This window comes from [Pantoea] beijingensis, from assembly GCF_022647505.1.
Classification (GTDB): domain Bacteria; phylum Pseudomonadota; class Gammaproteobacteria; order Enterobacterales; family Enterobacteriaceae; genus Erwinia; species Erwinia beijingensis.
The window spans coordinates 2,620,776-2,647,428 of sequence record NZ_CP071409.1; the positions used below are offsets into that span (position 1 = coordinate 2,620,776).

Annotated in this window: 21 protein-coding genes; 8 read left to right on the forward strand and 13 right to left on the reverse strand. The window is 51.3% G+C overall.

The genetic code is table 11. The annotated features are described in order from the left end of the window. The first annotated feature begins 117 nt into the window (after nucleotides 1-117). Together J1C60_RS11835 and J1C60_RS18770 are read left to right on the forward strand one after the other, a co-directional pair. Nucleotides 118-855: a MerR family transcriptional regulator gene (locus J1C60_RS11835; protein ID WP_128177841.1), complete on the forward strand. Its 738-nt coding sequence runs from the start codon at nucleotides 118-120 to the stop codon at nucleotides 853-855. A 168-nt stretch (nucleotides 856-1,023) separates the two neighbouring features. Continuing rightward, on the forward strand, nucleotides 1,024-1,131 hold the full coding sequence (locus tag J1C60_RS18770; RefSeq protein WP_229655749.1) for a hypothetical protein: 108 nt from the start codon (nucleotides 1,024-1,026) through the stop codon (nucleotides 1,129-1,131). Here J1C60_RS18770 and J1C60_RS11845 read toward each other — a convergent pair. The 4 genes from J1C60_RS11845 to osmF all read right to left on the reverse strand — a co-directional run bounded on the left by J1C60_RS11845 (nucleotide 1,112) and on the right by osmF (nucleotide 4,910). After that, nucleotides 1,112-1,843, reverse strand: a complete 732-nt coding sequence (locus tag J1C60_RS11845; protein WP_128178008.1) for an ABC transporter permease — start codon at nucleotides 1,841-1,843, stop codon at nucleotides 1,112-1,114. The genes J1C60_RS18770 and J1C60_RS11845 overlap by 20 nt on opposite strands. After that, nucleotides 1,843-2,778 carry an ABC transporter ATP-binding protein gene (locus J1C60_RS11850; RefSeq protein ID WP_128177843.1) on the reverse strand — a complete coding sequence of 312 codons (936 nt, stop codon included), beginning with the start codon at nucleotides 2,776-2,778 and terminating at the stop codon, nucleotides 1,843-1,845. Before J1C60_RS11850 ends, J1C60_RS11845 begins: the two co-directional genes overlap by 1 nt. Beyond that, nucleotides 2,778-3,935 (reverse strand): ABC transporter permease, encoded by a 1,158-nt coding sequence (locus J1C60_RS11855; protein ID WP_128177845.1) that lies wholly within the window; start codon nucleotides 3,933-3,935, stop codon nucleotides 2,778-2,780. The genes J1C60_RS11850 and J1C60_RS11855 overlap by 1 nt, the downstream gene beginning before the upstream one ends. Before the next feature lie 63 nt (nucleotides 3,936-3,998). Next, a complete protein-coding gene (osmF, locus tag J1C60_RS11860; protein ID WP_128177847.1) occupies nucleotides 3,999-4,910 on the reverse strand; it encodes a glycine betaine ABC transporter substrate-binding protein OsmF in 912 nt (303 codons plus the stop codon). A gap of 348 nt (nucleotides 4,911-5,258) precedes the next feature. Between osmF and J1C60_RS11865 the strand changes: the two genes are divergently transcribed. Continuing rightward, a complete protein-coding gene (locus tag J1C60_RS11865) occupies nucleotides 5,259-6,728 on the forward strand; it encodes an MFS transporter (RefSeq protein WP_128177849.1) in 1,470 nt (489 codons plus the stop codon). 119 nt (nucleotides 6,729-6,847) lie between these two features. Here J1C60_RS11865 and idi read toward each other — a convergent pair whose 3' ends face one another. The 4 genes from idi to bglX all read right to left on the reverse strand — a co-directional run bounded on the left by idi (nucleotide 6,848) and on the right by bglX (nucleotide 12,138). After that, nucleotides 6,848-7,381, reverse strand: a complete 534-nt coding sequence (gene idi, locus J1C60_RS11870; RefSeq protein ID WP_128177850.1) for an isopentenyl-diphosphate Delta-isomerase — start codon at nucleotides 7,379-7,381, stop codon at nucleotides 6,848-6,850. A gap of 264 nt (nucleotides 7,382-7,645) precedes the next feature. Continuing rightward, nucleotides 7,646-8,755, reverse strand: a complete 1,110-nt coding sequence (locus tag J1C60_RS11875) for a suppressor of fused domain protein (protein ID WP_128177851.1) — start codon at nucleotides 8,753-8,755, stop codon at nucleotides 7,646-7,648. A gap of 89 nt (nucleotides 8,756-8,844) precedes the next feature. Then, on the reverse strand, nucleotides 8,845-9,717 hold the full coding sequence (locus tag J1C60_RS11880) for an oxygenase MpaB family protein (protein WP_128177853.1): 873 nt from the start codon (nucleotides 9,715-9,717) through the stop codon (nucleotides 8,845-8,847). Nucleotides 9,718-9,840: 123 nt separating this feature from the next. Further along, nucleotides 9,841-12,138 carry a beta-glucosidase BglX gene (gene bglX / locus J1C60_RS11885; RefSeq protein ID WP_128177854.1) on the reverse strand — a complete coding sequence of 766 codons (2,298 nt, stop codon included), beginning with the start codon at nucleotides 12,136-12,138 and terminating at the stop codon, nucleotides 9,841-9,843. A gap of 211 nt (nucleotides 12,139-12,349) precedes the next feature. Here bglX and dld point away from each other — a divergent pair, with 211 nt between their 5' ends. Beyond that, on the forward strand, nucleotides 12,350-14,080 hold the full coding sequence (gene dld, locus J1C60_RS11890) for a D-lactate dehydrogenase (protein WP_128177856.1): 1,731 nt from the start codon (nucleotides 12,350-12,352) through the stop codon (nucleotides 14,078-14,080). A gap of 42 nt (nucleotides 14,081-14,122) precedes the next feature. Here the strand turns inward: dld and J1C60_RS11895 are convergent, their stop codons facing one another. From J1C60_RS11895 to J1C60_RS11905, 3 genes are all read right to left on the reverse strand, one after another. Beyond that, nucleotides 14,123-16,564 carry a DUF3772 domain-containing protein gene (locus J1C60_RS11895; RefSeq protein ID WP_128177857.1) on the reverse strand — a complete coding sequence of 814 codons (2,442 nt, stop codon included), beginning with the start codon at nucleotides 16,562-16,564 and terminating at the stop codon, nucleotides 14,123-14,125. 371 nt (nucleotides 16,565-16,935) lie between these two features. Continuing rightward, complete coding sequence (pbpG, locus tag J1C60_RS11900; protein ID WP_128177859.1) at nucleotides 16,936-17,874, reverse strand: D-alanyl-D-alanine endopeptidase; 939 nt, start codon at nucleotides 17,872-17,874, stop codon at nucleotides 16,936-16,938. A gap of 181 nt (nucleotides 17,875-18,055) precedes the next feature. Further along, nucleotides 18,056-18,643 (reverse strand): Yip1 family protein, encoded by a 588-nt coding sequence (locus J1C60_RS11905; protein WP_128177860.1) that lies wholly within the window; start codon nucleotides 18,641-18,643, stop codon nucleotides 18,056-18,058. A 107-nt stretch (nucleotides 18,644-18,750) separates the two neighbouring features. On the opposite strand from J1C60_RS11905, the gene J1C60_RS11910 reads away from it, so the two are divergent. Next, a complete protein-coding gene (locus tag J1C60_RS11910) occupies nucleotides 18,751-19,326 on the forward strand; it encodes a DedA family protein (RefSeq protein WP_128177862.1) in 576 nt (191 codons plus the stop codon). A 119-nt stretch (nucleotides 19,327-19,445) separates the two neighbouring features. Here J1C60_RS11910 and J1C60_RS11915 read toward each other — a convergent pair whose 3' ends face one another. After that, entirely contained in the window at nucleotides 19,446-20,222 is a 777-nt protein-coding gene (locus J1C60_RS11915; protein ID WP_128177863.1) for an SDR family oxidoreductase, read from the reverse strand. A gap of 117 nt (nucleotides 20,223-20,339) precedes the next feature. On the opposite strand from J1C60_RS11915, the gene J1C60_RS11920 reads away from it, so the two are divergent. From J1C60_RS11920 to J1C60_RS11930, 3 genes are all read left to right on the forward strand, one after another. Next, on the forward strand, nucleotides 20,340-22,154 hold the full coding sequence (locus tag J1C60_RS11920; protein WP_128177865.1) for a glycoside hydrolase family 15 protein: 1,815 nt from the start codon (nucleotides 20,340-20,342) through the stop codon (nucleotides 22,152-22,154). A gap of 190 nt (nucleotides 22,155-22,344) precedes the next feature. Continuing rightward, nucleotides 22,345-23,478: a L,D-transpeptidase family protein gene (locus J1C60_RS11925; RefSeq protein WP_128177867.1), complete on the forward strand. Its 1,134-nt coding sequence runs from the start codon at nucleotides 22,345-22,347 to the stop codon at nucleotides 23,476-23,478. 294 nt (nucleotides 23,479-23,772) lie between these two features. Beyond that, nucleotides 23,773-25,380, forward strand: a complete 1,608-nt coding sequence (locus tag J1C60_RS11930; protein WP_128177868.1) for an inorganic phosphate transporter — start codon at nucleotides 23,773-23,775, stop codon at nucleotides 25,378-25,380. A 52-nt stretch (nucleotides 25,381-25,432) separates the two neighbouring features. Here the strand turns inward: J1C60_RS11930 and J1C60_RS11935 are convergent, their stop codons facing one another. Further along, nucleotides 25,433-26,629: an MFS transporter gene (locus tag J1C60_RS11935; RefSeq protein WP_128177869.1), complete on the reverse strand. Its 1,197-nt coding sequence runs from the start codon at nucleotides 26,627-26,629 to the stop codon at nucleotides 25,433-25,435. Between the last annotated feature and the right edge of the window lie 24 nt (nucleotides 26,630-26,653).

Genomic DNA, 26,653 nt, shown 5'->3' on the forward strand with positions numbered 1-26,653 from the left:
TAATTGAGATTTGCGTTTTTCAGCCTCAAAAGCAACCTATACAAATGCAATTTTATTGTACAATGTTGATTGACCCAGGCTAACGTTACTGCAAGGCAGTAGGGAAATGAGGAACAGATGGTCTTTTATAGTATCGGTGAGGTCGCCGAGCGCAGTGGTATCAACCCCGTCACGTTACGGGCGTGGCAACGCCGTTATGGACTTCTGAAGCCCCAGCGCACAGAAGGAGGACATCGTCTGTTTGACGAAGACGATATTCGACGTATCGAAGAAATTAAGCGCTGGATTGAAAGTGGCGTGCCAGTCGGTAAAGTCAAAGTTCTGCTGGAAGGCGAAAGCATCAATGTCCACGATGGGTGGACAATATTGCAGGAAGAGCTACTTCTGGTACTGCGTAAAGTACGCCCAGCGAAATTGCGTAGCAAAATTGCGGCGATGGGGCGTGAAAATCCTGTTGATGCCCTCATTGATCACGTTATTGTGCCAGTACGTCAGCGCTTAGGACTCGATCAGAATACCGCGCGTGCCCTGTGCAGTCTTCTGGATGGCGTTCTTATCGATTACGCCGCGTTTTGCCTTACAGGCTCGCGTAAAAAAACCGGCAAGGATGCCCTGTTAATCGGTTGGGGTGCAGAGGATCGCACCCGCATCTGGCTTGAGGCCTGGCGTTTATCACAGCATGGCTGGCGCATTGATGTATTATCAGAACCGCTGGATATACCACGTCCGGAGTTGTTTCCCGGACAGGATATTTTTGTCTGGACCGGCAAGAAACTAACCCGTAACCAGCAAGAACAGATAGCTCGCTGGCAGGAACAGGGGTTTTCAGTGATGCCCGTTGAAGCATCCCAATAGCGTTTCGGGACAGCGTGCATCTGTCGGTTAATCACAGAGTTATCTAATCTGTCCCGTATCTCCATGACTCACAGGTGGCAGCGTTATGCTTAATAAACGGCGCTCATCACCTATGATGAACGGGCAGATCGCGTTATGATCCGCCCTCTTTTTTATCAAGGCAACACAATGAACCTGAAAAAAATCGCGATTATTACCACCTTTCTGGTCATGGCCATCGGCGGTATGGGCGGCCTGATGCTGGTAGGTTATAGCATTATCCTGCATGCCGGTTGAGCCAGTGCGACAACCGTTCGAACAGGCGATCCGTAAGGATAGCCAACAGTGCCACCAGCACTGCGCCCTGAATAACATAGGCTGTATTAAAGCCGCTGAGGCCAATAATAACCGGCGACCCCAGAGTTCTGGCACCGACGGTTGAGGCAATGGCAGCCGTACCGATATTAATTATCACTGAGGTGCGAATGCCCGCGAGGATAACTGGCGCCGCCAGCGGTAATTCGACTTTACATAAAATTTGCAGTGAGCTCATGCCTACACCTTCAGCAATCTCACGCGCATTCGCAGGTACCGCACCAATACCGGCCAGCGTCCCCTGCAGTATCGGCAACAGCCCATACAGCAGTAGAGCAATAATAGCCGGCTTATCGCCGAAGCCCATTACCGGCACCGCAATAGCCAGTACCGCTACGGGCGGGAAAGTTTGTCCTGCCGCAACCAGCGTTTCTACCAGTGAACGGAATTCATTCCCTTTCCGCCGTGTCACCAGAATTCCCGCCCCCATACCGATAACAATAGCGAACAGGCTGGATATCATCACCAGTTGAATATGCGCCAGCGCAAGTTGGGCAAAACTATCCTGCTGATAAAGCGGGCGCTCCAGTTGCGGAAACCAATTGGCAAATAGCGGCCCGCTGTAAGGCATTGCCATCAGCAACGCGATAAACAACAACAAGAGCCACAGTAATGGATCGCGGATAACACGCATCACAGGGTCCCCCGCTGGCGTAACAGATCGCTAAAATGCAATACACCCAACGGTTTTTGCTGTTTGTCGAGCACCGGTAAGCGGTCCGTCTGACGAGCGATAAATTGCGACAACGCCTCACGCAACGTCATCTCACCCGAAATAGCCTCCTCTTCCAGCCACTCGCCCCGACGCGCGGCCGCTCCGGCGCTGCCCAGCGATAACAACCTGACACCGAGTTCACTGCGACCAAAAAAATCGCGTACAAACGCATTGGCCGGTTTTGTCAGTAGCTCGACCGGTTTACCCTGTTGGATCACACGTCCCCCGTCCATTAATACGATCTTGTCAGCCAGCGCTAACGCTTCATCAATATCATGCGTCACCAGTACAATGGTGCGCCCCGATAGCTGATGGATCCGAATAATTTCCTGCTGCAACGCGCCTCTAGTGACCGGGTCAAGGGCACCAAAGGGTTCGTCCATTAATAGCACCTCGGGATCGGCTGCCAGCGCGCGCGCAACGCCGACACGTTGCTGCTGTCCACCGGAAAGCTGATGAGGATAACGGTGACGGAATTCGGGTTCGAGATTAAGCAACGCTAAAAGCTCTGTCACCCGATCGGCTACACGCGCTTTCGACCAGTTCAATAATGCAGGCACGGTGGCGATATTCTTTTCAACCGTCCAGTGGGGGAACAAGCCAATTGACTGAATGGCATATCCCATTCGCCGCCGCAGTACCTGTGGATTAAAACGGCGGATCTCTTCGCCGGCAAACTTTATCGTTCCCTCATCATGCTCGATAAGTCGGTTGATCATTTTTAATGTGGTCGATTTGCCGGAACCCGATGTCCCGATCAACACGGTGAACTCCCCTTCGGCAATATTCAGCGTGAGGTCGCTAACGGCCAGTTTTCCATCAAAGTATTTAGCGACCTGATTGAAGTTGATCATTAGCGCTCCACCTTCAGTATTGAGATCAAAAATTTAAACAGGGCATCGACGATAACGGCCATAGCAATGACCGGAATAACACCAAGCAACACCAGTTCCAGCGCGCTGCTCAGCAGCCCCTGAAAGATAATCGCGCCAAATCCACCCGCACCAATAAGTGCGGCGATCACCGCCATCCCTACGGTCTGCACTGCGATAACCCGCAGACCACTAAGCATTACCGGCAGCGCCAGCGGCACTTCGGCATGCCAGAAAATTTGCATACGCGTCATGCCCATACCGTTCGCCGTTTCAATCACGTCAGAGGGTACCTGCTGTAATCCCGCCACCACGCTACGGACCAATGGCAGCAACGCATAGAGCACCAACGCTATCAGGGCGGGCGCCACACCAATGCCGCTGATACCGATAGTCGCCAGCCAGGGCCATGCTTTTGCCAAACCAGCTAATGGCGCGATTAACAGACCAAACAAGGCCACCGACGGCACGGTTTGGATCACATTCAGTACCGCAAACACCGAAGCCTGGAGCTTTTGCTTACGGTAGCAAAGCAGTCCCAGCGGAACACCGATAACGATCGTTGGGAGTAGCGTACTAAACAGCAGCATAAGATGTCGGGATAGCGCTTCATCGAATACTTCCTGGCGGTTTACGTACTCTTTCATTAATGCCAGTTGGTCGAGTTGACCGGAAAGCAATAACATCATAACCGGCAACCACATTTGCGCATTGAGTAACAGCCGCCATAACGCACTGGGAGTCGCGCGTGACAGTGCATCCGCCGCCATCAGCAAGCAGAGTGCCGCGACCAGCCAGAAGCCGCTGCCAAACGAGGCGCGCGCCAGTGCACTCCCCTGTTGTGATAGCGTTATGGCCTCGCTCCCACTGAGCGCAACAATTAGCGTCAGAAGTAGCTCGCTTAGTAGCATCACAAATATAAGGTTGCGTCGGTTAACCGGGCGAAACGCAAGCAATAAAAGGAGTACAACGGGCAGCAAAAGCAGCCAGTTGATGCCATTCAGTAATTGAGATAGCGGGATCGGCTGCCCGGAGACCAGTCGATTAGGCGCATAAGTGAGGAAAGGTAGCGTCGCTGCGGCAATGACCAGCAATACCACCAGCGTAAGTAATACGCGGTTATGGATGGTTATTCGCAAAATTTCTCAGGCCCTAATACGGTTGCGGAGCGAACCGTGTCGCCCCGCATGAAGTTTTTGTGTTTACAGCAGATTTTTTTGTTTTAAATAGTCTGCCGCGACTTTCTTCGCATCCTGCCCTTCTACCGCAATTTTAGCATTCAGTTGCTGCAGGGTTGTCGCATCCAGCGAAGCGAAAACTGGCTGCAGCCACTTTTCCATATCGGGATACTGTTTTAGCACCGCATCACGCACGACCGGGGCGGGGGCATAGATAGGCTGTACGCCTTTCGGGTCGCTTAATGTGTGTAGCCCGAGCGCTGCTACCGGTCCGTCCGTGCCGTATGCCATCGCCGCATTCACGCCGGAGGTCTGCTGCGCTGCCGCTTTGATTGTCACCGCCGTATCGCCACCAGCCAGCGACAATAGCTGGTCCTGTTTTAGCGTGAAACCATAAGCCTTCTGAAAGGCTGGAAGTGCATCAGCGCGCTCTATAAACTCAGCCGAGGCCGCAAGTTTGAACTCACCGCCTGATTTCAGATAGCGGCTAAGATCCTCAAGAGATTTAAGCTGATTTTTTTCAGCCAGATCGCCACGTACGGCAATGGTCCAGGTGTTATTCGCTGTCGCCGGAGCGAGCCACGTCAGCTGATTTTTTTCTTCATCCAGCTTTTTCACCTTTTCATAGCCAGCTTTAGCGTTCTTCCACGCCGGATCGTTCTCATCATTAAAGAAGAAAGCGCCATTCCCCGTATATTCAGGATAAATGTCCAACTCACCCGCGGTAATCGCGCCACGCACGACTTGAGTGGTCCCCAACTGGATTTTGTTAACGGTTTTTACTCCGTGTTTGTCCAGTACCTGCAAAATCATGTTTCCCAGCAGTGAACCTTCGGTATCAATTTTTGAACCCACGCGCACAGGATCTGCCGCCTGTGCGATGCCAGCAAAGGCAATTAAGGCCAGCACGCTACCCCGAAAAACAGACTTATTCATCACGTTCCCCTTTATTTCATCATCCCGCTCCGCGTCGGGTATTGCCAAAAGCGTAGATGAAAAATGATCGCCTGTCGCACGGCGCGTGCACGACAGCCGCATTTTCATCCATTTCTCTAATTAAACCTTTCATTCCGTAAATGAACGGGAAAATACACAATCTATTTGCACACATATGCCGTCAAATAGAATCTCATTTTTTTAGCCGCGCGCTCAAACTTCCCCATGATGCACGCGATGGTTTAACCTTAATGCCCATAATGCATATCTTATAACTTCTGGGAATTTGAATGGCCGTATTGGCTGGTTATGCTGTTGAACAAATAACATAACCGTTAGTGCAATATCATGTCTCTCGCTATCGCTTCTGCGCACATCGCGCAGGCAGGTGCAGTTCCAACGGGCAGAACAGAAATTCTGCGCAGCGCCGCTGATGTTTCTCATCTGGTGAATACCAGTACTCAGGCACGAAGCAATGCACGTATTGTCATTGGTATTGCACTAGGCGGCGTATTTCTTGACGCCTACGATCTTGGCGCACTGGCCTTTGGCATAAAGGATGTTACCCGCGAATTTAATTTGACCCCTGCAGGAACCGGAATGGTTGCCTCAGCGATCACCTTTGGTGCCATCGTTGGGGCACTCATAGGGGGTTATCTCACTGATAAAATCGGCCGTTACCGAGTGTTCATGGCCGATATGTTCTTTTTTGTTTTTGCCGCAATCGCCTGCGCCTTTGCACCAAATGAATATGTATTGGCTGGTGCGCGCTTCGTTATGGGACTGGGAGTCGGTATTGATTTACCGGTGGCAATGGCCTTCCTTGCCGAGTTTTCTAAACTCAAAGGAAGAGGCAATAAAGCGGCCAGTATCGCCATGTGGTGTCCGACCTGGTATGCCGCTATCAGTATTTCTTACCTGCTGGTCCTGTTGCTATATGCAGTGCTGCCTGAAAGCCATACTGACTGGTTATGGCGCCTTATTTTAGGTTTTGGCGCGGTTCCCGCGCTGGTGATTATTGCCATCCGCAGTCGTTATATGAGTGAATCGCCGATATGGGCCGCCAATCAAGGCGACCTACGCGGTGCTGCGAAAATTTTGCGCCATTCTTATGGCATAAATGCCCAAGTGGCTGACGATGCCAATTTAACGCCAGTAAAACCACCGCGCCGCGCCAGCTGGCGCAATTACGGCGAGCTGCTGAAAGGCATTTATCTTCGGCGTACGCTACTGGCGACCGTAATTTCCGTCGCGTCTTCCTTTGCCTATAATGCCGTCGCCTTTGGCCTGCCGGTGATTATTTCAAGTTTCTTCGCACAATCAATGCTGACCACTATTCTGGTTTCACTGGCACTTAATCTACTTTTTGCATTTGTCGGCGGCATATTAGCAGTGCGGTTGGTGCCGCGTTTTGGCGCATGGAAAATGACGGTACTGGGCTATGCCTTTCAACTGGTGGCGCTGCTTGGCTTAGCGGTTATTGGTCGTCCTGAAGGCGGTGAAGAAGCCGCTGTCGCCATTGCGATGCTGGCCATATTTTTACTGGGCCAGGGCTTTGGTCCTGGCTCTCATACCATGACCTATGCTTCGCTGAGTTACCCGACTTCACTACGCGGCGTGGGCGTCGGTTTCAACCAGACGCTCATGCGGGCAAGCTCGACGGTTTCACTGTTTCTGTTCCCGTTGCTGGCGGCCTCGCTTGATACCGACGTGTTTTGGGTAATCGCCCTTGCACCCTTTGCAGGCTTAGCGGCTTTGCTGATAGTACGTTGGGAACCTTCAGGTTATGACGTTGATGCTGAGGACTTTGTGTCTTAAAGACCGTTATTCCTGCGGCGCATCGGCCTCTTGCGCGCTATCGGGATGAGCCGCAACCGCCATTAATTAGCCATTCATACGCGACTGAACCTTAGCAACAAAAACGTTCCGGCTCGTTATCATCGTGTCCGGGTGAAGGCTTCAAAGTACTGCGGGATGCGCGTGAAAGTATGTAAAAACCAGGGCGTAAAACGTTCCGGTGCCTGCTGAATTTCCAGTTGAATATCTGCGAGCGAACTGTAGCGCCAGTCTTCCGCTTCTACCGGATTCATTTGCGGTAGCCGATCGCTAATGGCGAAAAAAACATGGCCATATTCGTGTTCAGTCAGTCCGTTACTCATCGGCAGGTTATAACGTAACTCAAACACGGGCGTGAGCGTCAAACGTAAGCCCATCTCTTCATACAGACGGCGTTCTGCCGCATGCTGCGTTGATTCTTGCGGGTAAGGATGACCGCAGCAGGTATTGCTCCACAGTCCGCCGCAGTGATATTTACCACTGGCGCGCTGTTGTAATAATAGTTGCTGCTGCGAATTAAAGACGTAGACCGTTATCGCCCGGTGCAATAACCCTTTCTCATGCACTTCAAGCTTTTCCATTCTGCCGGTTGGGCGGTCAAGGTGGTCGACCAGAATGACTTCTATTGCTGACATGAAAACTCCTTAAGACTAATCTCACTTATTCTGGCATATCCATCGCCAAAGTGGCCCTCAAAAAACACCGGAGCGGATAACAATCTCTGTCGGCGATAAAAACCTTACAGAGGGATCACATCCTCTTAATACCGCCCAGGATCTTCTCATCTCGAGCGTGATTGCAACGCGTAGCAGTGGGTCTCGTAGAACACTCACTTGGGATAATCATCCCGTCGCCCAAGCTATAGTAAACTGTAAATGGCATGACGTCAGACGGTAAGGCTAATTTGCGCCCTCAACCACCTGCTGACGCGGGCGAAAAACATGATCGGCTCCCTGTTGCAGCAAACGTGCCACCAGATGATATCCCCCTTTTTCATCCATACGGGCAAACTCACGTTCGGCTGTCGTTACTGGCGTTGCCCACAGCAAGTTCACCTTTTCCCGCTCGCGTTGAGGTAACGGGAACTGACCGGCATCACCTGCCAGTTCAGCAGAAAGTAAAAAGCCGTCAAATCCTACGGGTGCAACGGGTGACTCCAGCGTATGACCTTCACCGATCCAGCTAATTTGAGCCCAGGGGAAGTGCGCGAAACTGGCTAGCGCACTGGCCATTTGTACGGCATTGTCCTCCGTCATCACCTCAGCATCAATCGCGATGGCCAGTTCAGTACGGCGGTATTGAGGAGCCAGATCTTCATACAGAAAATCAACCCGTGGCATTGGGCGAATGCTCATCCCCAGCGTCAGGAAATACCAAACACCCTGCGAAAAGTGCTGAGAGATTGCCATCGGTGGCCAGTTACCTTGATCGATACTGTAGTATTTTAACGATTCACCATACTGTTCCGCATAGCATTTCAGCATCTCACGCTGCATTGGCTCCCACAGGTGGCCATCGTGCCAGTCTCGCCAGAACAAGCGATGCTTTTCAGCCAGTGCGTAGTATTCGTTCGTTGAAGCGGATCCCAGCGGCGCTGTGAGGCGATTATGCTTTATACAGCCTGCAGAAAAGCTCACCTGTTTGTCCTGATATAAACTCCAGCCAGGGATCACCGCCAGCAATTGTCCCTGGTACCATACCGCCGCACCATCATCGCCAGGTTCCCAGATAATTTGCAATCCCGCCGGATCAAGCGGGGGTTCCGCTTCGAGTGTTCGGCAATATTCAGCGCTAAGCAGTGGCGCAATGCCCTGCTCCATCGCATCGTGATCTTCCTGCTGTGGCGCGGGTAAGAGATTGCGTAACCAGCATCCCCGCACGGCATATTTCGTACGGAAAGGTTCTGCTGGCCAAATGTAGAAGTAGGCGGCACGCTCCCCCTGTTCAATAACGGCGTTGAGCGTTTGTTGCTGATTGGCAACCTCAGCAATCCGATGCGACTGTGACATAAAACCTCTACGTAACCTGGAGGGACCCTTTTTCCCCGAGAATAGTGCAGGATCCCTCGTAGTGCCACGTTAAAGCAAGGGTAAAACTCTCAAAAGCCCCGTCCCATACGCTGCATAGCCCGCTGATAAGCGCCATTCTGTACCGCCCAACGTAACCCCATAGCAATCAGCGCTATTTGCCTGTCGACTTTCATCCGCTGCCAGCGGGAAAAGGTAAACCCGAACGACTGCTGTGCCCATTGAGGCAGTAACATAATACCCGCCAGCATCATGGTTTTCATCACAGGTTTAGCCTGCCAACTTGGCGCAGGCGCATTCATCAGCAAATGCATCACTTCGCGGGTACGATCGTCACAACGTAGCTGAGGACGCATTTCGATCAGATAGTGTTCCACTGCCTGCCGGCTTTTAGGCACGTTTTCCGCACCCAGCGCTTCGGCAACCTGCGCCGCTTCGACATAGTAGCGATCACACTCTTCATGGCTAAGTTTTGGATTTTTATAACGTAAATGTGCAGCAAGGAAGCGGCTGGCCTCCGCAATATGCACCCAGGTAAGCAGAGCCGGATCGCTGGCAGCATAAGGATTGCCAGCGGCGTCTACGCCATTAACGTTTAAATGGATACGCTTGACGCGTTCAATTAAGGTTGTGGCATCAGCACGGTTACCGAAAGTCGTCACCGCGACAAACTGGCTGGTACGACGTAGTCTTCCCAGCATATCCGCACGGAACGTGGAGTGATCCCATACGCCAGCCAGCGCCAATGGATGCAGCATTTGCATCAACAACGCACTAATGCCGCCACAAAGCATTGAGGTAAAATCACCGTGCACGCGCCAGATGACGCTATCCGGCCCATATAACCCCGGATCGCCAACAGGCAATGTGATATCAAATTCATTTAGCGACAGGCCATTCAGACGGAAAACCTGCTGCTGAAGGTTATGGCGGATCCAATTCATGCTGTTTTTGCATCTCCTGCCGATAAAACCCAGGTAAACTGAATCCCCAGCTTAACCGCGAAAAAAACGCCAGCACGATATATATGCTGGCGTGATAATCAACGATAGTCTGACAACGTCACACTACAGGTAGGTAAACTCGCTGTTCACGGTCTTCGCTGAATCCAGTCCGATCATAACGCTAAATTTACCAGGTTCAGCAACCTGCTGCATTTGAGCATTCCAGAACATCAGCGCACTTTTATCAATTTTGAAGCTGACGGTTTGTGATTCACCGGCTTTTAACATGATACGCTTAAAGCCTTTCAGCTCTTTAACCGGGCGGCTTATGGAGGCAACCTGATCGTTCAGGTAAAGCTGTACGACAGTCGCGCCATCACGCTTACCGGTGTTGGTGACCGTTACACTGGCCGTTACCGACCCTTCGCGCGACATCGTGCTCCCCGACATTTTTACGTCAGATAACGAAAAGCGGGTGTAGCTAAGGCCATAACCAAACGGAAACAGTGGCCCATTTGCCTCATCGTAATAATGCGAGGTATATTTATTGGGCACCAGATAGTTATAAGGACGCCCCGTATTCAGGTGATTGTAATACATCGGTATCTGTCCCACCGAACGAGGGAAGGACATCGGCAGTTTACCCGACGGGTTATAGTCACCGAACAGAACATCGGCAATGGCATTCCCGCCTTCCGTACCACTAAACCAAGTCTCCAGTAAAGCATCCGCTTGCTGGTCCTCTTTCACCAGTGCCAGCGGACGTCCGTTCATCAGAACAAGAACCAGAGGTTTTCCGGTGGCTTTCACCGCATCAATTAACTTCTGCTGGCTGTCAGGGATGATAATGTTTGTCTGACTGGATGCTTCATGAACCATCCCGCGTGCTTCGCCGATAGCGAGCACGACAACGTCAGCTTTTTTCGCCGTGGCAACGGCCTCATCCAGTAACGCCTGAGGCGAGCGGGTGTCTATCTGCACCGCTTGTTCATACAAATTCAGGAAGTCGATAATCCCTTTGTTGTCGGTGACGTTTGCCCCTTTGGCATACAATAACGTCGCCTTGTTGGCCAGCGCATTACTCATGCCCTGACGCAAGGTTACCGATTGTGCTGCGACCGCAGCAGCAGACCAACTCCCGATCATATCGAGATGGCTATCAGCCAGCGGTCCGATCAACGCAACAGTCCCGCTTTTTTTCAGCGGTAGGGTTTCCAGCCTGTTTTTCAGTAGCACAATACTTTTACGCGCGACATCCCGTGCTTGCGTGCGATGCAGACGGTTTTCCGCATTGGTATCGACAGGATCGCTCTCTTTCGGTCCTAAATGGCTATAGGGATCGTTAAACAGTCCCATATCATATTTCACGTTGAGTACATGCCGCGTAGCATCATCGATTTCCTGCTCCGTCACGGCACCGTTTTTGACCAGTTCGGGCAAATAACGACTGTAGTATTCATCGCTCATGCTCATGTTCACGCCAGCTTTAACCGCAACGCGAACGGCATCCTGCGGATCGCTGGCTACGCCATGCCGAATCAGTTCCTTGATCGCCCCATGATCGCTGATAGTGATGCCTTTAAATTTCCACTCATCGCGCAGAATATCTTTCAGTAGCCAACTGTTGGAGGTAGCCGGTACGCCATTGATCGCGTTGAGTGAAACCATCACGCCACCGCTTCCCGCATCCAGTGCTGCTTTGTAAGGAGGCAGATAGTCCTGGAATAGCCGCTGCGGGCTCATGTCAACGGTATTGTAATCACGTCCACCTTCAACTGCGCCATAAGCCGCATAGTGCTTCACGCTGGTCATGATCGAATAACGATCGGCAGGACTTTTACCCTGCATGGATTCTACCATCGCGCGGCCCATTTCTGAGGTGAGCCAGGTATCTTCGCCAAAGCCCTCAGATACCCGTCCCCAGCGAGGTTCACGCGTTACATCAACCATTGGCGCCCAAGTCATATTCAAACCATCATCGGCCGCTTCATAGGCAGAAATGCGTCCAACGGTCGCAATAGCATCCAGATCCCAACTCGAAGCCAATGCCAAAGGGATCGGAAAGGCAGTACGTTGGCCATGCACCACATCATAAGCAAAAAAAAGCGGGATCTTCAGGCGGCTTAATTGCATTACCTGGTCCTGCATGGCCCGAATATCAGGACGCGTTACGGTATTAAAAATAGCCCCAACCTGACCATCTTTGATCATCCCGCGGATCACGTCTTTCGTATTTTCTGGCCCAACGGTAATCAGCCTCATCTGGCCAATTTTTTCATCCAGGGTCATTTTTTTCAGCAGGTCGGTGACAAAGGCATCACGGGCTTCAGGGGTAAGCGGATGTTGACCAAACAGCTCATTGGCGAACGCGGGTTGCATCGCCAGGGTGACAGCAAGGCTGACAGAGTAAATCCATTTCATCAGTTAAGTTTCTCTCAAAAAACTGCGCAATAAAACGTATATGGTATTCATTGATTACAGCATGAGCGCAGTGTGCCATAAGTTGCGATAAGCAGGTAGTTTTGCCGCTTACAGAGCGGATTCACGTCGCATTACACACATTATTATCAGGATCACCCCACCGTGTTTAGCGTGCTACAGTCATTCTGATATAGAAAACAGGACAATGGACATGCACACTTCTGAAACCTCGCTCAATAAAACCCTGCTTGAAGAGTTGGCCCGTATTGTTGGTCCGCGTCATATGTTGACCGACCCGCGTAAAACCGAACGCTATCGTAAGGGTTTCCGTTCCGGCCAGGGCGATGCACTGGCCGTAGTTTTTCCCGGTTCGTTACTGGAACTGTGGTACGTGTTAAATGCCGCAGTCAACGCTGACAAAATTATTTTAATGCAGGCAGCAAATACCGGCCTGACAGAAGGTTCAACGCCGAACGGCAGCGATTATCAGCGCGATATCCTTATCATCAGCACGCTGCGCATGGACAAAATCCAGTTAATTGACGGCGGTAAACAGGTTTTGGCTCTGCCCGGGAGCACGCTTTATCAACTGGAGAAAGCGTTAAAACCGCTAGGACGTGAACCCCATTCGGTAATAGGCTCATCCTGTATTGGTGCCTCGGTAATGGGTGGCATTTGCAATAACTCAGGTGGTTCACTGGTTAAACGCGGTCCGGCCTATACTGAAATGGCTCTCTACGCACAGATTAATTCGCAGGGAAAACTGCAGTTGGTTAATCACCTCGGTATGCATCTTGGCACGTCACCAGAACAGATTCTGTCAAAGCTTGACGATGAAAGCTGGCGTGAAAACGATGTGATGTACGATAGCCGACATGCTTCCGATGGCGAGTACGCCGAGCGCGTACGTGATATCGATGCAGATACGCCATCACGTTTCAATGCTGATGCGCGTCGTCTGTTTGAAGCGTCAGGCTGTGCAGGTAAGCTGGCGGTATTTGCCGTACGACTTGATACGTTTGCAGCTGAAAGTGCACAACAGGTGTTTTATATCGGCACCAATAGCACCGCAGTGCTCGGCGATTTGCGTCGTCATATGCTGGCTAACTTTACTCACTTGCCTACCGCCGGTGAATATATGCATCGCGATATTTTTGATATTGCTGAGGTCTACGGTAAAGACGCTTTTGTGATGATAGACAAACTGGGCACGGATAAAATGCCACTGTTTTTCACGCTTAAAGGTCGTGCTGATGCCCTGTTGAATCGCCTGCCATTGATTAAACCTAATGCTCTCGATCGCTTGTTGCAAAACGTCAGCCGCTGGCTCCCTTCGCACCTGCCGAAACGAATGAAACAGTACCGGGAACGTTTTGAACATCACCTGATGCTGAAAATGTCAGGTGATGGCATTGCTGAGGCGCGAACATTTTTAAACCATTATTTTCGCGAAGCCGAAGGGGCATTTTTTGAATGTGATGAACAAGAAGGTGCTAAAGCATTTTTGCATCGTTTTGCCGCCGCAGGCGCAGCGGTTCGCTATCACGCGGTTCACCACGATGAGGTTGAAGATATTCTGGCCCTGGATATTGCGCTACGCCGCAACGATCGTGACTGGTTCGAAAAACTGCCCGCAGAAATTGATGAGTCTTTGGTTCATCGCCTCTACTACGGCCATTTTTTATGTCATGTTTTCCACCAGGATTACATCGTCAAAAAAGGGGTTGATGTGCATGCGCTGAAAGAGAAAATGCTGGCAATACTGTCCGCCCGCGGCGCAGAATATCCGGCAGAACATAACGTTGGCCATTTGTATCAGGCTAAACCACAATTGGCAGCGTTTTATCAGCAGCTCGATCCTACCAACAGTTTTAATCCTGGAATTGGAAAAACTACCCGGACGAAAAACTGGGCTGATTGCCGCTGTGAAGATCGGCACTAAACAACAGGCAGCAGGTGAACCCTGCTGCCTGATATGATTCAACTACTCTTCAGTACTCTCTTTCACCACGACATTGCCGCTTTTACGCTCAATCACCATACTCTGCGGCGTTGAGAGCACTACGCCCTCTTTGCGCAGGCGCGTAAGGATATCAAAGAGCAGATCGCTTTTCGCACCGCTGACCTGACGCGGGCTACCCACATTCCCGGTTACGCTCAATACAATGCCGGAAGGCGTCAGGTCCTTAAAGGAAACTGACGGCTCCGGTGTTTCAAGGATACGCTCATTTTCGTGGTAAACGTCAAGCAAGAGTTGGCGAACCAACACCGGATCGATATCCAGTGGAAAGGTTAAGGTAATGGTTGCCACACCCTGCGCATTACCCATCGTGGCGTTGCGCACATTCTGAGAGATCAGCTGTGAATTCGGCACGATAACCGTGGATTTATCACTTAATTGAATCTCGGTCGCACGCACGTTAATGCGGCGAATATCCCCTTCAATACCGCTGATGCTCACCAGATCGCCGACTTTAACCGGGCGTTCAGTCAGCAATATCAGTCCCGAAATAAAGTTCTTAACAATTTCCTGTAGACCAAAACCGATACCCACCGATAACGCGCTGACGATCCATGCCAGCTTGTTCCACTGCAGCCCCATGGTCGACAGCGTCAGCAAAATCACCAGCACATACCCGATATTGCTAAACAGGGTGACTAATGACACCCTCATACCAATATCCATAGTGGTTTTTGGCAAGAAGTCCTTATCCAACCAGCGCTTCACCGCCCGCAGCACATAGATACCGACGATCAGGCAAATTAATGCGTTGACCATATGCGCAGGAACAATATTCAGCGATTCCAGTCCCTTGCCCCCCCAGAACTCCAGTGCTTTTTGCAGCAGCTCAAGAGGGGTTGAGGTTCCAAAAGTACCGTTAAGCAGCGCAACGGCAGCAAACAAAATCAGACAGGTCTTTCCGATGGCAGACAGCAACGCAGCGGCCTGAGACAGGTGGCGCGCATCAATATTCAGCGATGCCTGAATCCGTTTTCCGGTGGTATTGTTGGTCGATAACAGTGCTTCACAAAGATCGGTGACCAGGTGGCTAAGCAGATAAAGTGAACTGAATACTATTCCTGTCCAGATCAATTCATAACTGAGAAAGCGCCCCAGCGTAACGTAACCGATAACCAGCGATGCCAGAATAGCGATGCCGGTTAACGTCATCGCCATCTGCAACAACCCCACCAGCATCGACTTGGCTTCAGGATGCTGTCCTTCATGCGTCATTCTGCGCCGCACGCGGCTGGTGCGGAGACTGATGGAAAGTGCAGTTGAACCGATGAGCAGAGCGGTTAAACCGTTGGCCCAGATGGTGGTACTAATACTGGTGCCAACGCTGCTGTTAAAGTCTTCCAGCGTCTGAAAAACGAAGACTAATGCTGCGGTCAATGGCGGAAAGGGTTTCAGCGCCAGTGCGACATCGTTCGAGATAGTCGGCAAACGCCATGAAGGTCGGCGATTCGAGAGAAATGCCCGTCCAAGGCCGGCAATCAAGCCGCAGAAGACGCTAAGCTGCACCAGTTTATCGATGAAAGCCTGCACGTCGTCCGACACTTCATCGCGTCGGGTCATGGCAAAATCAAGGAAGTTAAAGGCAAGCACCACAGCGATAAGCGTGGTTAATGCCACCGTTGCGGCAAGAAAACTGCGGCGCAAACGCCCTTCAGGCATGACGTTAATGCTAATCCAGGCCAGGAACTCCTCACAATAGCGGCGGCCTAAGGTCGCCACCAGTAAGGCAGCAAGAATCCAGGCTACGGTACCGAAACGCCAACCCGGCTCCCAGGAGAGTGCGGCGGTAGAGAACAATTCCTCTGAGAATGCATTGATTTTTTTGATATCCTGTTCCTGCGACCCAAACCATGGGGCCCAGAAACGTGGGCCAAAAATACTGCCGGAGTTTAATGCCAACTGCGTTTTTAGCGCATCTCTGCGCAAATTAACAATTTGTGCAGACAGATTGAACGCACCACTTTTGATCGCATCCGACTGCTTGATCTGCTCGTCCAGCTTTGTTTTTTGATTTTCCAGCGAGGAACGCTTCTGCGTCACCTCCGCCGTTTCTTTCACGCCGCTATCTGCCGTGGGCGCAGGGCCCAATACCGCCAGTTGAGCATTGACCTGCGCGCGCTGTGGAATCAATGCCTGGGCGAGCGTATCCGCATTACCCGACAGCTCCAGCGCCATTTCATTTAGCTGATCGAGCTTGTTCTGGTTATTTTCACCCGATACTTGCCCTTTGATTTTATCAAGGATTTTCTGCATCTTCGGCAGTTCAACTGCAGCGTTAACCTTGGGCGCGACGCTTTCACCGTCAGGTGTCTGCGCCGATGACGTATCCGCTGCCATACTGAATGCTGATGTCGACGCGACCAGTGCCAGTAATAAAACACGAATAATAATTAACAACTTTGACATAACGTGGTGGATCCAAAGGGGTTATCAAGGATGGACGTAGCGTATAGCACAGCCATTTAACGTGTTATTTTACGCTTTTGTCGTTATCTGCACTATAAGATTCACGGTTGAAAATGGGTGAGATAATCATTGCCTGTTCCTGCGTTGCACGCTGATTTAGCGGCCAGCAGAGTTATATTTTAATCACGGTACATGGCGCCAATGTATTCTCTGACTTCCACAACCCCGGCGACGACTGTTGCTGCCGTACGCGCGGGTTCGGGAAACAGCGGTGTTAATCGGGCAATAGTTAAGATGGCGCAACATCTTTTTGATGTCGCGCGCAGTAATGCCTCACCGCCCCTCACTGCTCCAGGCAGGCCTAAACACCATTACTCAGCACCTGCAGTATTACGGGCTACCTGCGCCGCTTTCTGCTTTTTGTAACTGAGAGCCGATGCCGGTACCGGTGCTGATTTTCCCGTCTCGATCCAGTCGCGCAGACGGTTTGCATCGGCAAAATGGGTGTATTTACCAAAAGCATCCAACACCACTAATGCCACTGGACGCTGTTTAATTACCGTGCGCATCACCAGACAATGGCCGGCCTCATCGGTAAAACCCGTTTTGGTTAGTTGAATATTCCAGTCCGGTTTATAAACCAGATGGTTGGTATTACGAAACGGCAGGGTGTAATTCGGATGGGCAAACGTCGCCATATCCTCATGTGTGGTGCTCAGTTGACCAATTAATGGATAACTTTTTGTCGCAATCAATAACCTCGTTAAGTCACGCGCGGTGGAAACGTTATGAATTGACAAGCCTGTGGGCTCAACATAACGGGTATTGTTCATCCCCAACGAACGCGCTTTAGCATTCATCGCACGGATAAATGCGTCATATCCCCCGGGGTAATGATGTGCAAGGCTCGCCGCCGCACGATTTTCTGAGGACATGAGCGCCAGCAGCAGCATATTTTTACGGCTGATTTCACTGTTCAATCGTACCCGGGAAAATACGCCGCGCATCTCGGGCGTATGGCTCACATCCACACTGAGTATCTCATCCAGCGGTTGGTGAGCATCCAGCACCACCATCGCCGTCATTAGCTTGGTCAGTGAGGCAATCGGCCTGACGCGATCGGGGTGACTCGCATACAGCACTTTATTGGTATTCAAGTCGATAATCATGGCGCTGCCGGAAGCGATTTCCGGTTGTGACATGGGGGCCATTTCAGCCAAACGGGGGCTGGCAACAGCCTGATTCAGGATACCCTGACCAGAAAATAAAAGAGCCAGGCTCAGCAGCGAATAACGAATTTTTGCAGGCATCGTATAAAAACTTGACCGGGTTAATAGGCAACTGTGCTAAGCACAGGCCGCCGTCCGTGGAAAATGTGGCTACACGGGGGCTGGCGCGAGCATAATACGTCGGCAAAAGCGCAAAATTCTACACAAGATTCGTTTCTGAGCGTAAACAAACGGCCGCTGAGAGGTCAGCAGCCGTCATGATTTAAAACAGACGATAACCATAGCCCCACAAAATGACCGTCAGGGCCAGCAACACTTCAAATACCAAAATACCTATGGCCAGCGTCGAGCCGGAGAAACGCAGGCTCTCTTCACGGTCAATATTCAGGAAGGTTGGAATGCCGACATAAAGCAGATAACCGGTATAGACCAGCGCCAGCGCCCCCACTAATACACACAACCAAACCAGCGGATAGAGCGCGACAATACCGCTGATAAAGAGCGGCGTGGCAACATAACCGGCAAAGACCGTACAGCGCTGAAGTGACGGACGTTGTGGATAGTTACGTGCCATCCAGTAAATAACACGTCCCATGAGGGCAACGGCTCCAAGAATCAGAATATAAAACAGGATCGCCAGTCCGATAGCCGTGAAGGGTGAAAGTTGTACCGTTCTGCCTGCACCAAAATTCCATCCCAACTGAGTCGTACCGATAAAAGCGCAGATTACCGGGATTGCCGCCATAATCAGTACATGATGTGAATAATGGTGTGAAACGGTTTCATTTTCCTGCTTGATGCTGTGCATCTCACGATCGGGATGCGATAAAAGTCCCCAGACATGATTCATAAAATCACTCCTCTGATACGACTAACCGCCAATGAGCGACATGCGGCGGATTGTCTCTAAGTATAGTAAAGTTAGCGATTAAGGACGCAAAAAAGGGAAGGTGTATTTTGCATATTGATGTCAATGGATTAATTACGCAGTACGGTTACTGGGCGCTATTGTTGGGTTGCATGGCTGAGGGTGAAACCTTTACGCTGCTCGGCGGTGTCGCTGCCCATGAGGGACTGCTGCGTTATGTTTGGGTCGTTCTGGTTGCCATGCTGGGCGGCATAATTGGCGATCAGCTATTATTTGTGATCGGGCGCTATTATGGAACCGCGATACTGAGCCGTTTTAAAAGGCACCAGAAACAAATGACCAAAGCCAATAGCATGATCCGTCGCCGCCCAACGCTGTTCGTTATCGGCGTACGATTCATGTATGGTTTTCGCCTTATTGGCCCCATCATTATCGGTGCCAGCCGTCTGAACCCACTCAAGTTTTTTCTGCTTAACATTACTGGCGCCCTGCTTTGGTCGCTGATCTTTGTTTCACTCGGCTACTTTGCGGGCGAGATGATCGCGCCATGGCTGCATAAGTTGGATCAACACCTTAAACATTTGCTGTGGGCAGGCGCAGCATTGGTGGCAGTCTGGGGAGCACGCTTTGCTTTTAAACGCTGGAATAGTAAGCGAGAAGAATAAGCGATCACCGCATTACGGTTTTGCCGCCTAAATCCGGCGAGTTGCCCCAGGTTCGGCGTGACCTAAGGAAAACCGTATTCGCGGGCTTTTTTCCCTGCGTAAAGCCCGCGCGTTCAGTGTTAGTGACGTATAAAATATTGTGGATTCGCTAAGCTAAATCCGCCATCAATAATAAAGGACTGCCCGGTGGTATAACTTGACCACGGCGAACAGAGCCACGCCACCATGCTGGCAATTTCTCGCGTGTCACCCGGCCTCCCGGCAGGTATTTCAGGGATCGCCTGCTGATGGACATCCGCATTATCCATATCATTCATTGGCGTGGCAATCGCCCCCGGTGCCACGGCATTAACCAGTATGTTATGCGGTATCAGGCTAAGCGCCATCGATTTGGTTAGCCCGCCAAGCGCATGTTTCGCCGCCGTATAGGCAACCGATCCCGGTAATGGCGTATGTTCATGTACCGATGTGATATTGATAATGCGCCCTCCCTCCCCCTGTTTGACCATAAGTCGGGCGGCGATCTGCCCACAAATAAAAGCCCCATCCACGTCAACGCTAAACACGCTGCGCCAGTCGGCGAAGGTTGTATCAAGGAAATCGGCCTTAATGTTTGTTCCCGCGTTATTCACCAGCACATCGATACGTCCGAACCGGGCGATCAGCGATTCCAGCGCTTTACCACCGACTACCGGATCGGCAAGATCCAACTGCTCAACCTCAGCGCGTTTGCCTGCTTCACGGACTTGTCTTGCCGTTTCCTCAGCGCCTGCAATATCCGAGCGCCAGGTAATGCCAACATCATATCCCTGCTGAGCCAGCATAATTGCCGAAGCCTGACCTATACCGGAATCAGATGCCGTTACGATTGCCACTCTGTTTGCTGACGGATTCATTATCTCCTCCCGAGCATCAATGTGTGTGTACAGGAAAGTATAGACGCGACAGTTTTTATCCTCGTTTAAAAGACTTTGACTATAGTCACTACTGAAACTTATTTTTCCGGGAGCGTTATGAAGCACGTAAAACGAAATATTGCGGACCACGGTATTATTGGTGATTTACGCACCTGTGCCCTCATCGCCTCTGATGGCACTATCGATTATTTCTGCTGGCCGAATCTTGATAGCCCTTCAGTATTTACTGCATTACTGGACAGTGATGAGGCTGGCTTGTTTAGCATCACGCCCGACTGGCCAGAAGCCCGGCGTCAGCAGCTCTACCTGCCCGATACCAATATCCTGCAAACACGGTGGCTGGATAAACAGGGTGTGGCGGAAATCACCGATTACATGCCAATTTGTGAAGAACAGGATAAGCAGCCGCGCATCATTCGGCGAATCAAGATGGTACATGGCGAAGCCCGCTTTCAACTGCGCTGCGCGCCAGTGCATGATTATGCCCGCGCCAATACGCAAGCCAGTGTGAAAGGCGGTTTGGCAACGTTTTCAGCTCCGGGTCAGCCCCCTCTTTGTCTGGCCAGCACCGTTGAACTGCAGTTGGAAGGGGCTGCTGCCGTTAGCTCCTTTACGTTAAAAGCAGGGGAACACGCTGAATTTATGTTTGGCTGTGCGGAAGATAAGCACCTTGAGCACCTGGAGACCGAATTTTGCTTTCGCGAAACCCTGGAGTACTGGCGACAATGGGCCAGTAAAAGTAATTATCACGGTCGCTGGCAAGAGATGGTTAACCGCTCAGCATTGGTACTTAAGCTGTTGACCTCATGGCAACACGGTTCCATTGCCGCCGCCGCAACGTTCGGACTACCGGAGGAGTTAGGCGGTGAGCGCAACTGGGATTACCGCGCGTCATGGATCCGTGATGCATCCTTCAGCATGTATGCACTCATGCGCCTGGGTTACGTGTCTGAAGCGAAACATTTTACCCAATGGGTAGGTCGCTGCGTCGAAAATAGTCACCATGATGAAGCTCGATTGCAGGTCATGTATCGGCTCGACAGCGGGACCGAACTCCACGAGATTGAGCTTCTTAACCTTTCAGGTTACGCCAACTCAATGCCGGTTAGGATCGGCAACGATGCCTGGCAGCAAACCCAGCTTGATATCTATGGCGAACTGATGGACGCCGTTTATCTGGCGAACAAATACGGCGAGGCTATTTCGCATCGTGGCTGGAGTAACGTATGCCGAATGATCGACTACGTGTGTGAAAACTGGAATCAACCGGATGCCGGTATCTGGGAGATGCGCGGCGAACCCCAGCACTTTCTCCATTCACGTCTGATGTGCTGGGTGGCACTGGATCGCGCGCTGCGCCTTGGTATGAAACGTTCGCTTTCCATGCCTTATGAACGCTGGGACCGCATTCGCAGCGAGATCCGCGCGGACATCTGGAATAATTTCTGGAACGAAGAGCATGGGCACTTTACTTCCACGCGCCACGGGCAATTTCTTGATGCTTCCATGCTACTGATGCCGCTGGTACGCTTTGTTGGCGCAACCGATCCCGAATGGATTGCCACGCTGGATGCCATCAAAGAGAAACTGGTCAGCGATGGAATGGTAAGACGTTATAACATGGATGAAACCCCCGCCGATGGCCTGGAAGGCGAAGAAGGCTCTTTTGCCGCGTGTTCGTTCTGGTACGTTGAATGTCTGGCCCGTGCCGGACGGGTTGAAGAAGCCCATTTTGAATTCGAAAAACTGCTTAGTTATGCCAATCCTCTTGGCCTGTACGCAGAAGAATTCGACCATCACGGCTATGCGCTCGGTAATACACCTCAAGCATTGAGTCATCTTGCTTTAATTAGCACCGCCTTCTTTTTAAACAGAAAGCTCAGCGGGCAAGACCCTTTGTGGCAGCCGTAACCACATAATTAACGCATCAGCGAAGGATTTTTTGCCAAGCCATACATAATTTTACGTAAAGTTGATTCAGTTACGAAAATTCCTGGTTCCTTCCTGATGTGTTATGCACATATAATGTGCAGTCGGTCACACTGGCCGACAGTGGGGTCGACTCTCTAACAGCCTGCATGGCGCTAACACCTGATAAAATATGAAAAAGAGCATTCGCGCGATCGTTACATTAGCACTGACAGTGGCGGCATTTAGCCAATCTGCTTTTGCTGTGGTTTATCCGCTTCCGGCAGCGAACAGCCGCCTGACGGGTGATAAACTCGAAATTACCGTTCCACAAGACAGCAAACTTCCCCTGGAAGCCTTTGCCGCCCAGTATCAAATGGGACTCAGTAACCTGCTGGAAGCCAATCCGGGCGTGGATGTCTATTTGCCAAAAGCGGGTAGTAAGCTGATCATTCCTCAGCAGTTGATCCTGCCAGACGCCCCCCGTGAAGGCATCGTAATAAACAGCGCGGAAATGCGTCTGTATTATTATCCGAAAGGTACGAATACCGTGGTCGTGCTGCCGATCGGTATCGGCGAATTAGGCAAAGATACTCCGGTTAACTGGACCACTACCGTACAACGTAAAAAAGATGGTCCAACCTGGACTCCAACCAAAAAGATGCATGAAGAGTACACCGCACGCGGTGAAACACTGCCTGCCGTCTTCCCTGCCGGACCAGATAACCCAATGGGGCTTTATGCGCTCTATATTGGCCGTCTTTATGCTATCCACGGTACCAACGCTAACTTTGGCATTGGTTTGCGCGTTAGTCATGGTTGTGTGCGTTTACGCGCTGATGACATTAAATGGCTGTTTGACAACGTGCCGGTTGGTACACGCGTACAGTTTATCGACCAACCGATAAAAGCTACCGTTGAACCCGACGGCTCGCGCTATGTTGAAATCCATAATCCGCTGTCGATGACGGAAGAACAGTTTAATTCCAGAACACCGGTTCCACTGACGATCACCTCTGCGGTAGGCCAAATTGTTGGCGACGCCAGCGTCAATCAGAGCGCGATGGATCAGGCATTAAAAATACGTTCAGGGATGCCGACCAAAATTAACGGCCCGGCAGAAGATAGCCTGCCAGCACCGGTGACGGTGCCAGAGGCTGAAGGGGCGTTGCCAAAAGAAGAGCCGATGACGCCTGTCACCCCTCAGGGTGCTAACGTTGAGGACCCTAATGCAGCTGTCTCAAGCGATGAGTCAGCAGATTCGGACTCCACTTCAGTTGAAGTTGCACAACCTGAAACACCGACCGATAGCGAAAACAAATCGTAATGTTCGTGTTGTGATAATAACGGGCCTCTATTGGCCCGTTTTTTTATGCGTTAAAGACGTGACCGAGGCGAGAGATAAATTTGCCTGAAAAAAAATGTGAATGCTGCTTATAGCGGCTTTGAAAGGGTGAACCCCGGGGTAGGATGAATAATTAAGCCCACGCATCGGTAGCTCGAAGTATGGCGGGGATCATTCTACTGTCACATAAACTGCGTATCACACCAGTAATGCATAGGCTGCCGCGCATAATTCTCTGCCCGGTATGCAATGCCAACTCAAACTGCAGGGTGTGTTATGAGTGAAAACAGCACAATTTCATCGGTAGCAACGTCATCAGGTCAGCCGCCTATTTATCGCAAAAGCGGCCGGACATCGATCCTCATCTTTATATTGTTATTAATCCTCGGCATTGCTTATGCGAGCGTTAATTTGTTTAACGATGTTCAGGACACGGGCGAGAGTATCACCAGCTACACGCCTTTCCTGTTATTGGGACTCGCTCTGCTTATCGCATTGGGATTTGAATTCGTTAACGGTTTTCACGATACCGCGAATGCAGTGGCAACGGTTATTTATACCCGTTCATTGACACCGACCTTTGCGGTTATCTGGTCAGGTTTTTTTAATTTCCTTGGCGTGCTCCTTTCCAGCGGTATTGTGGCATTTGGCATTATTTCACTGCTACCCGTTGAGCTGATCCTGCAAGCGGGAAATGGTAGTGGTTTCGCCATGGTATATGCCCTGCTGTTCTCCGCTATTATCTGGAATTTAGGCACCTGGTGGCTGGGTCTTCCTGCATCATCATCTCATACGCTTATTGGTTCAATCATTGGCGTCGGCGTGGCAAACGCGTTAATTCATGGACGAAGCGGCACCAGCGGTGTCGATTGGGATCAGGCAATCACTGTGGGGTACGCACTGCTGCTATCGCCCGCCGTTGGCTTTATCTGCGCCGCTCTGCTGCTGCTGGCAATGAAAGTCTTCATCAAAAATCGCCAACTTTACGAAGCACCAAAAGATAACGCACCGCCGCCGCTATGGATCCGAGGCCTGCTTATTTTAACTTGTACCGGCGTCTCTTTTGCCCACGGCTCTAACGATGGGCAAAAAGGTATGGGCTTAATTATGCTCATTCTGGTTGGGACCATGCCGATCGCTTATGCTTTGAACCGCACCCTACCACCGGAACAAATTCCACGCGTAGCGGCACTGGCGGCGGTAACAGAACAAGCGTTGCTGCGTCAGTATCCTGCCAGACCGCAAATGTCGGCACCGCGATCCGTATTGCAGGAATATGTACGGACAGGCGAACTGGCCCCCGATGTTATTCCGGCGTTAGCCATGCTGACTGGCAGCATCGGAACGGAGATAAGACGCTATGGCAACGTCTCTGAGATCCCGGCACAGGCCGTCTCTAACACCCGAAATGATATGTATCTCGCTTCTGAAACCATCAAGCATCTGAATAACGATGAGGTCAAATTCGCCCCTGATACCCAGCAGAATTTAACGGCGATGAAGAGCGAGCTGGATAACGCAACGCGCTTTATTCCTTTCTGGGTTAAGGTCGTCGTGGCGATTGCGTTAGGACTTGGCACTATGGTTGGTTGGCGACGCATCGTCGTCACGGTAGGTGAGAAAATTGGTAAATCTCATCTATCGTATGCGCAGGGCGCCAGTGCTGAACTGGTTGCAATGGCGACCATTGGTGCTGCCGATGCTTTTGGCCTGCCAGTATCAACAACCCATGTGCTGGCATCGGGTGTAGCGGGCACCATGGCCGCCAATCACTCAGGTCTGCAAATGTCGACGCTCCGTAACCTGGCAATGGCATGGGTGCTAACCTTACCGGTCTCAATTCTGCTTTCTGCGGTACTTTACTGGTTGTTTACCCGTATTTAGCCAGCGCGCGTGGTTACGGATCACCGTACCACGCGTTGTTTCCCTGGTATTTTCAAACCGGAGAGTGTCGTCCGCCTGACAGCGTCAACAGCCTGAGGGTGATAATCACCGCGGTAAATACCACCACTGCTGCCGCCAGGTATACCGCTTGCAACCCCCAGTGGCCAATAAGCATACCGGCCACTGGCCCGGTGAGGCCCAGACCTAAATCAAGAAACGCAGAATAGGTCCCCAACGCCGTACCCTGGTTTTGCGGCAATACCTGTTTCACCGCCTCAACGCCCAGCGCAGGAAAGACCAGTGAAAATCCTGCCCCGGTCATAAACGCACCGATATCCACCAGCCAGGGCCAGCCACTTTGCCAGATAATGAGCAGCCCGGCACATTCAATCAGAAACGATACCAGCGCAACTTTCAAGCCGCCAAAGCGCGTAATTAAGCGGCTAAACACCAGGCGTATAGCAACAAAACCCAGGCTAAAGAGGGTTAATGCAAAGGCTGCGCCAGACCATCCCCTGCTGGCATAATAGAGTGTAATAAAGGTGGCAATAACGCCGAAACCAACGGTACCCAAGCCAAGACCTAATCCGTAAAGCCACACTTTGGAAAACACCTTGTGAAAGGGGATTCGTGTGCCCACGTTCACTGTTATGGCCGTTTTTTTACTTGCCATCCAGTACCCGACGCCTCCCATCATAACAATCGGTAACGCAAAACCGATAATGCCGAAGAGTTGGTTGAGCATCACCCCTAGCGGCGCGCCAATCGCCATCGCCAGGTAAGTTGCCACACCGTTCCACGAGATAACTCGCGCCGTTTGCGTGGAGCCAACAATGTTGATGCCCCACAGCGTTGAGCCAGTACTGGCAAAACTTTCCCCTACCCCAAGAAATAAACGCCCGATCCCTAACAACAACAGACTCAGCCAGGGGATCCCCGCCGTTAGCACCGCGATAATCGAGAGTCCCCCACTCATTCCACAGCATATTAACCCCAACATCACGACACGCTTCGGCCCCAGCAGATCGGCTAGCCGTCCTGACTGCGGGCGGCTAATGAGCGTCGCCAGATATTGAATACTGATGATAAGACCCGCGAGGAAAGAGCTGAAACCAAGTTGGTTATGTACGAAACCGGGCAGCACTGCCAGCGGCAATCCCACGGAGAGGTAACAGAAGAAAGTAAAAACGACGACTGAGAGAATACGCTTATTCAGTTGTACGTTACTCAGTGCTGGTGTTGAGGACATAGCTTAGCCGTTTAACAGTATGTG

Bases quoted from the DNA above. Each gene is read 5' to 3' on its own strand.
- J1C60_RS11835 (WP_128177841.1), top strand. From the start codon at position 118: ATGGTCTTTTATAGTATCGGTGAGGTCGCCGAGCGCAGTGGTATCAAC.
- J1C60_RS18770 (WP_229655749.1), top strand. From the start codon at position 1,024: ATGAACCTGAAAAAAATCGCGATTATTACCACCTTTCTGGTCATGGCC.
- J1C60_RS11845 (WP_128178008.1), bottom strand. From the start codon at position 1,843: ATGCGTGTTATCCGCGATCCATTACTGTGGCTCTTGTTGTTGTTTATC.
- J1C60_RS11850 (WP_128177843.1), bottom strand. From the start codon at position 2,778: ATGATCAACTTCAATCAGGTCGCTAAATACTTTGATGGAAAACTGGCC.
- osmF (WP_128177847.1), bottom strand. From the start codon at position 4,910: ATGAATAAGTCTGTTTTTCGGGGTAGCGTGCTGGCCTTAATTGCCTTT.
- J1C60_RS11865 (WP_128177849.1), top strand. From the start codon at position 5,259: ATGTCTCTCGCTATCGCTTCTGCGCACATCGCGCAGGCAGGTGCAGTT.
- idi (WP_128177850.1), bottom strand. From the start codon at position 7,381: ATGTCAGCAATAGAAGTCATTCTGGTCGACCACCTTGACCGCCCAACC.
- J1C60_RS11875 (WP_128177851.1), bottom strand. From the start codon at position 8,755: ATGTCACAGTCGCATCGGATTGCTGAGGTTGCCAATCAGCAACAAACG.
- J1C60_RS11880 (WP_128177853.1), bottom strand. From the start codon at position 9,717: ATGAATTGGATCCGCCATAACCTTCAGCAGCAGGTTTTCCGTCTGAAT.
- bglX (WP_128177854.1), bottom strand. From the start codon at position 12,138: ATGAAATGGATTTACTCTGTCAGCCTTGCTGTCACCCTGGCGATGCAA.
- dld (WP_128177856.1), top strand. From the start codon at position 12,350: ATGCACACTTCTGAAACCTCGCTCAATAAAACCCTGCTTGAAGAGTTG.
- J1C60_RS11895 (WP_128177857.1), bottom strand. From the start codon at position 16,564: ATGTCAAAGTTGTTAATTATTATTCGTGTTTTATTACTGGCACTGGTC.
- pbpG (WP_128177859.1), bottom strand. From the start codon at position 17,874: ATGCCTGCAAAAATTCGTTATTCGCTGCTGAGCCTGGCTCTTTTATTT.
- J1C60_RS11905 (WP_128177860.1), bottom strand. From the start codon at position 18,643: ATGAATCATGTCTGGGGACTTTTATCGCATCCCGATCGTGAGATGCAC.
- J1C60_RS11915 (WP_128177863.1), bottom strand. From the start codon at position 20,222: ATGAATCCGTCAGCAAACAGAGTGGCAATCGTAACGGCATCTGATTCC.
- J1C60_RS11920 (WP_128177865.1), top strand. From the start codon at position 20,340: ATGAAGCACGTAAAACGAAATATTGCGGACCACGGTATTATTGGTGAT.
- J1C60_RS11925 (WP_128177867.1), top strand. From the start codon at position 22,345: ATGAAAAAGAGCATTCGCGCGATCGTTACATTAGCACTGACAGTGGCG.
- J1C60_RS11930 (WP_128177868.1), top strand. From the start codon at position 23,773: ATGAGTGAAAACAGCACAATTTCATCGGTAGCAACGTCATCAGGTCAG.
- J1C60_RS11935 (WP_128177869.1), bottom strand. From the start codon at position 26,629: ATGTCCTCAACACCAGCACTGAGTAACGTACAACTGAATAAGCGTATT.